Genomic DNA, 3032 nt, shown 5'->3' on the forward strand with positions numbered 1-3032 from the left:
TCTCGATCTGTTCGACGATCTGGCGCTGCCTGCGGGCATCATCATGAACACCGCGCTGCTCGATCATTGCCCGGAGCTTATCGATGTCTGTGTAAAGCGCGGCGACGAGCTGATCGCGCATGGCCATACCAACGCACACCGGCAAAGCGACTTCGAGCGTGCGCACGAACGCGATCTGATCGTGCATTGTCGCGCGCGTATTGCGGCGCTCACGGGGCAGACGCCGGCTGGCTGGCTGTCGCCGTGGATCTCGGAGACGCACCACACGCCCGATCTGCTCGCGCAGGCGGGCTATCGCTATACGCTCAACTGGTGTCACGACGACCGGCCCGTGCGCATGCGCACCGAACATGGGCCGCTGTGGTCGATTCCGTATCCGCAGGAAGTGAACGACATTCCGATGATCGTCGGGCGGCAGCTCGATGGCGCGGCTTTCGCGGACATGATCGTCGATCAATTCGACGAAATGCTAACCCAGGCGGCGCACCCCACGCGCGGGCAGCCGCTGGTAATGGGGATCGCGCTGCACCCATATCTGGTGGGGCAGCCGTACCGGCTGCGGCATCTCAGACGAGCGCTCGCGCATATCGCTCAGGCGTCGCGCGCGGGCACGATCTGGATGACGACGCCCGGCGCGCTCAGCGCGCATATGGACGCAGTCGAGGCTGGAACGCAGCCCGGAATCGCGGCGACGATCCGCTAAACTGGCGCACGTTCCCCATCATCATGCCTGCGCCGCACGCCTTGCTCATCATGTCTACTAGCCGACCGATTCGACCGACCGCCGTGAAGAAACCTGCCGCGAAGAAGACCGCTGTGAAAGCAGACGCGGCGCGCGCGACGCGCCGTGCGGAGCCGGAGCAAACTGAAACTGAAACTGAAACGGGCATCGAAACACAGATGTACCGCACCATCGTCGATGGCGTGCTCGCGCATCGGCTCACGCCGGGCACGAAACTGCCGGAGCCGGAGTTGTGCCAGCTGTTCGATGTGGGCCGCGCAACGGTGCGACGCGTGCTCGAAAAGCTCGCGCACGACGGCATCGTCACGCTGCGGCCCAACAAGGGCGCGGTGATCGCGGAGCCCACGCCCGAGGAAACGCGCACGATTTTCGAGGCGCGCCGCGCGCTCGAACGCGCGCTGGTCGAACTGGCCGTCGCGCGCGTAACGGACGCCGATCTCGCGCAGTTGCGCAAGCAACTCGATGACGAACACGCGGCAATGCACCGCTTCGACCAACCTTCATGGGCGCGTCTGGCGAGCGATTTTCATTTGCGCGTGGCCGCGCTTGCGGGCAATGCGGTGTTGCAACGCTATCTGGTCGAGCTGGTGTCGCGCTGCTCGCTGATCGTCGGATTGTATGAGCCGCCGGGCTACGCGCCTTGCGAGCACGACGAACACGCGGCCATCGTCGAGTGCATTGCGCAGCGCGACGCCGAAGGCGCGATTGCGCGCATGCAGGCGCACCTCGTCGATCTCGAACAGCGCATCGAAACGACGCGCATGCGCGGCGAAAAGAGCCTGGCCTCGCTGCTCGGACTGGCTGAACCGAAGGTGGGCAGCGTGCGCAGCTGATGCGCGCGGCGCGCCGCCGCGACCCTAACGAACGCGCCTGAAGGTGCGAGAACGCGCAGGAACGCTATGGAAATCGACTTCAACGAACTCACGGCCTATGAGCGTTACAAACTGATGGCGGGGCTTATCGTGCCGCGGCCAATCGCGCTCGTGACGACCCTGAGTCCCGGCGGCGTGATCAACGCCGCGCCGTTCTCGATGTTCAACATGCTCGGCGAAGAACCGCCGATCGTGATGCTGTCCGTGAATCGCCGCGACGACGATTCCCTCAAGGACACCGCCGCCAATATCCTGCGCGAGCACGAGTTCGTGGTGCATCTGACTGACGAACCGATCGCCGCAAAAATGCATGCCTGCGGTGAGCGTCTGCCCGCGTCCGAAAGCGAGCTTGCGCACGCGGGATTCACGCCGGTGCCGTCGACGCGCGGCGGCCCGCCGCGTATCGCTGAAGCGCCGGTAGCGTTCGAATGCACGCTATGGGAGACGCTCGAAACACCGAGCCGCCATATCTTCATCGGCCGCGTCGAACGCCTGCATGCGCGCGACGATCTGATCGACCGCGAGCGCTGCCGCGTGCGCTTGCAGCATTACTATCCGGTTGGGCGGTTTGGTGCGAGCTTTTATGTCGATACGCGCAACCGGTTTTCTCTCGACATGCAGGACGGCACAGCGACCGTACATACGGTTTTGGACGAGATGTAGGGAAGTGCAGGATGGGTTTCATCCTCTGCCAGTAAGCGGGCGTTCGCCGGCGGAGCGGCAGGCGCATATCGATCCGAAGCGGTCTGCAGCTCCGCTTGATAGCGGCCATTGAAACTGCAGCTTAGGGCGGCGAAACGTCATGGCTTGTCTCCTGGTTTGCCGCGCAGCAGTGATTCGGGGTGGCGCTCCAGATAATCCGTGAGCGAGTTGAGCGACTGCAGCGTCCGCGTGAGTTCCTGCATCGCCTGATGCACATCCGACTGCAACGGCGAATCCTGCTGCAAGGTGGATTGCGCAGCGCTGAAGGTTTTTTGCGCTTCCTCGAGCGTGCCATGCAGTTGCGGCAGCACTTCGTCGTTGACCTTGCCGAACAGCTGGTTCGCGCTCTTGAGCGACTCATTCAGGTTATTGCCGATCTTGTCGAACGGAATCTGATTGAGTTTCTTCGTGATGTCGGCGACCTGCTGTTGGAGTTCTTCCAGCGAGTTCGGCACAGTCGGCAGTTCCATCGGATCGCTGTCGAGGTTGTACTTCGCAGCCGGTGCATTCGGGAAGACATCAAGCGCGATATAGAGCTGGCCCGTCAGCAGGTTTCCGTTGCGCAATTGTCCGCGCAGGCCCCGCTCGACCAGACGCTGAATAAACTCGCGACCTTGCGGAGATCCCGGCGCCGGCGTGGCTCCGCCGCGGTTTTTGCGCACGAGACGCAGCGGATACAGATCCATCGTCACCGGCATCGTGAAATTACGTTGCTT

General features: G+C 63.1%; 3 protein-coding genes and 1 pseudogene. 3 read left to right on the forward strand and 1 reads right to left on the reverse strand.

Annotated elements, in window-relative coordinates; all coding sequences use genetic code 11:
• The 3 genes from VG320_RS28110 to VG320_RS28120 all read left to right on the forward strand — a co-directional run.
• On the forward strand, nucleotides 1-703 hold a 703-nt coding region (locus VG320_RS28110), incomplete at its 5' end, for a polysaccharide deacetylase family protein (RefSeq protein ID WP_327203343.1).
• Between the two features lie 197 nt (nucleotides 704-900).
• On the forward strand, nucleotides 901-1575 hold the full coding sequence (locus VG320_RS28115) for a GntR family transcriptional regulator (protein WP_327203344.1): 675 nt from the start codon (nucleotides 901-903) through the stop codon (nucleotides 1573-1575).
• Between the two features lie 66 nt (nucleotides 1576-1641).
• Complete coding sequence (locus tag VG320_RS28120) at nucleotides 1642-2277, forward strand: flavin reductase family protein (RefSeq protein WP_327203345.1); 636 nt, start codon at nucleotides 1642-1644, stop codon at nucleotides 2275-2277.
• Between the two features lie 137 nt (nucleotides 2278-2414).
• Here the strand turns inward: VG320_RS28120 and VG320_RS28125 are convergent.
• A pseudogene (locus VG320_RS28125) lies at nucleotides 2415-3032 on the reverse strand (mammalian cell entry protein); the annotation flags it as partial.

It is taken from the genome of Paraburkholderia sp., assembly GCF_035948235.1.
Classification (GTDB): domain Bacteria; phylum Pseudomonadota; class Gammaproteobacteria; order Burkholderiales; family Burkholderiaceae; genus Paraburkholderia.